This is a genomic window from Aromatoleum evansii (assembly GCF_012910805.1).
Lineage (GTDB): Bacteria > Pseudomonadota > Gammaproteobacteria > Burkholderiales > Rhodocyclaceae > Aromatoleum > Aromatoleum evansii.
Window position 1 is genome coordinate 1 of the sequence record NZ_WTVK01000134.1, and the last position, 3,210, is coordinate 3,210.

Annotated in this window: 3 protein-coding genes; 1 reads left to right on the plus strand and 2 read right to left on the minus strand. The window is 66.8% G+C overall.

The genetic code is table 11. The annotated features are described in order from the left end of the window. Together GO615_RS27355 and GO615_RS27360 are read right to left on the minus strand one after the other, a co-directional pair. A partial coding sequence (locus tag GO615_RS27355; protein WP_211167401.1) for an enoyl-CoA hydratase-related protein occupies window positions 1-996 on the minus strand: 996 nt, incomplete at its 3' end. Between the two features lie 35 nt (window positions 997-1,031). Further along, window positions 1,032-2,240 (minus strand): acetyl-CoA C-acetyltransferase, encoded by a 1,209-nt coding sequence (locus tag GO615_RS27360; RefSeq protein ID WP_169133002.1) that lies wholly within the window; start codon window positions 2,238-2,240, stop codon window positions 1,032-1,034. Window positions 2,241-2,500: 260 nt separating this feature from the next. On the opposite strand from GO615_RS27360, the gene GO615_RS27365 reads away from it, so the two are divergent. Next, window positions 2,501-3,210, plus strand: a 710-nt coding sequence (locus GO615_RS27365; protein ID WP_169133003.1) for a TetR/AcrR family transcriptional regulator, incomplete at its 3' end; no start/stop codon positions are given.

Here is a 3,210-nt window from a genome sequence, read left to right on the forward strand (position 1 = left end):
GGGACAGCCCATGAGGCCCGCCCCGACGACCCCGATCTTGCGGAAGGTGGTCTTCGGGATCCCTTCCGGGCGGTGCATCAGCTTGTCCGCCTTGCCCTTGTTGATGAACAGGGTGCGGATCATGTTGCGCGACACGGGATCGAGCTGGAGCTGCGTGAAATACTTGGCCTCGACTTCCAACGCCTTGTCCATCGGCAGCTGCGGCCCTTCGTACAGGCAGGAAAGGATCGCCTTCGGCGCGGGCAGGTTGTGGAAGGTCTTCGCCTGCAGCATCGCATTGCTCACGACCAGCATCTGCGCGACCGCGGGCGACATCGGCCCCGCGCCGCCCGGCACCTTGTAGCCCTTCCTGTCCCACGGCTGCACCGGGTCGCCTTCTTCGACGAGCCAGCGTCGCGCCTCGGCCAGCAACCGGTCGGCCGGCACGATCCTGTGGATCAGGCCCATCTTGAGCGCCTTTTCCGCGCTCAGCGCCTGACCTTCGACGAGGACCGGCATCGACGCCTGGATGCCGATCAGGCGCGACACGCGCTGGGTGCCGCCGCCGCCCGGCAGCAGCCCCACCTGGACCTCGGGCAGGCCGAGCTGGATGCCCTTGGTGTCGGCCGCGACGCGGTAGTGGCAGGCGAGCGCGATCTCCGTGCCGCCGCCCAGGGCCGTACCGTTGATCGCACAGGCCACCGGCTTGCCGCAGGTCTCCATGCGGCGCAGCAGCTTCGATAACGAGGCGTTGCGTGCGAGGCGCTCGGCAACCGGCGTGTCCTGCGCTTCGAGCGAGGCCTCGATGCCCTTCAGGTCCGCGCCGGCGGCGAACACCGCCTTCCCCGACGTGAAGATCGCGCCCTTGATGCCGTCGTCGCTGACGAGGCGCTCGACCGCGGCCTCCATCTCGTCCATGAACTTCATGTCCATGGTGTTCATGGCGCTGTCGGTGCGGTCGAAGAGGAGGGTGGCGATGCCGTCGGCGTCCACCGAGATATGGATGACTTCACTCATGACTGTGTCGATTCCCTGAAAAATTCCGGTGGCGCTCAGACGAGCTCGATGACGGTGGCCGTGCCCATGCCGGCCGCCTCGCACAGCGTGACGAGGCCGGTGCCGACCTGGCGGCGTTCCATCTCGTCGAGGAGGGTGCCGAGGATCATGGCGCCGGTCGCGCCTAGCGGATGCCCCATGGCGATCGCGCCGCCATTGACGTTGATGCGGTCGTGCGGCACGTCGAGGCGCTCCATCAGGCACAGCACCACCGAGGAGAAGGCTTCGTTGAGTTCCCACAGGCCGATGTCGGATCCGTTCATGCCGGCCTTGCGCAGGGCCTTCTGCGCCGCGTAGCTCGGGGCGTCGAGCATCAGCGTCGGCTCCGAGCCGACCGTCGCCACCGAGCGGATGCGCGCGCGCGGCTTGAGCCCGGTGCGTTCGCCGATCTCGCGGTTGCCGACCAGCACTGCCGCGGCGCCGTCGACGATGCCGGAGCTGTTGCCGGCGTGGTGCATGTGCCGGATCGCTTCGAGCTGCGGGTATTTCAGCAGCGCCACGCCGTCGAAGCCGTACTGCGTGCCCATCTCGAGGAAGGCAGGCTTCAGCGCGGCGAGCGATTCGAGCGTCGTGTCCGGGCGGATCGCCTCGTCCTGCGCCAGCACGGGCAGCCCGAGCACGTCCTTCACGGGCACCACCGAGCGCGCGAACCAGCCGTTGGCCCACGCCCGGGCGGCGCGCCGCTGGCTCTCCACCGCATAGGCATCGCACTGCTCGCGGGTGAAGCCGTGCAGGGTCGCGAGCAGGTCGGCGCTCACGCCCTGCATGGTGAAGTGCATCTTGAACGCCACTTGGGGATCGAGCGCCATCGCGCCGCCATCGCTGCCCATCGGCACGCGCGACATGCTCTCGACGCCACCGCCGATCGCCATGTCGACCTGCCCGCTCGCGACCTTCGCCGCCGCGAAATTCACCGCCTCCAGGCCGGATCCGCAGTAGCGGTTGACCTGTACGCCCGGCACGGCGTGATCGAAGCCGGCAACCAGCGCGGCGACACGGGCGATGTTCCCGCCCTGTTCACCCACCGGGCACACGCAGCCGAGGAACACGTCCTCGACAAGGGCCGAGTCGAGCTGGTTGCGATCGCGCACTGCCTGCAGCATCTGCGCGGCGAGTTGCACCGGGGTGATCTCGGCAAGCGCCCCGTCGGCCTTGCCCTTGCCGCGCGGCGTGCGCACGTGGTCGTAGATGAAGACGTCCGTCATGACAGTCCCTTATTCGGTTCGTGAGTCGAAAACGCTTGCCTGTCGCCACCTTGCCGTTGCCACGTGCTGCGTGCGGGCGGGAACTGGGACAGGAGCTTGGAGGCAATCGTAGGACAGGTGCCGAGGTCCGACGGAAAACCGAGCATCAACCTGAACAGTGCTCGGATATACTCGCTAAGTATCAGAAAAATAATGTGCTTTGTGCGACGCAAAAAACCGAACAGTTTCTGCGCAGGACCTCGGCAAGGAGATATGGGACGATGGGCAAGGGCGCAGGACAGGGGCGAGCGCAAGTGGCAAGCGAAGGCACTAAACAGCGGGCGGTTCCGTCGCAGGCGCGCGCGCGTTTCACAGTCGAGACCATTCTCGAGGCCGCGAGCGAGATCCTGCGCGTGGAGGGCGTCGATGCCGTGACCACGCGCAAGATTGCGGCACGCGCAGGCGTGTCCGTTGGCGCCGTGTACCAATACTTCCCCGACAAGGAAGCAATCCTGATGGAAATCAGCAAGCGCATCATGGACGAGGAGTCGGCCGCTGCCTCGCCGGAGCTGTTCCGGCTGCACCGCAAATCCCTCGACGAGATGCTGCAGGCCCTGTTCCGCAACACGGTGCGTACCGAGACGCGCCTCTATTCGCTGGGGCGCGACTACTACCGCCGCTACGCGCGCCAGATGCAGTTCGGCCGCGCGCAAGGCCTTGGCTGCGGGTCACGCACCTCCGAGCAGCTCGTCGCGAACATGGAAATGCTGCTCAAGCAGCACGCCGACGTGGTCGGGGAAGCGGACACGCAGCTCGCGTCCTTCATGCTCGTGCGCGGCATGCGCATCATCCTCGCAACCCTCGTCGAGGAGCGGCCCGAATTGCTGCAATCGCCGTCGCTGGTGCCGATGATGGTGCGCATCGCGCGGGCGATCAACGATTCGCGCGAAGGGGGCGAAGAGGGCGAGGAGCTGTCTCTTATACACTTCTC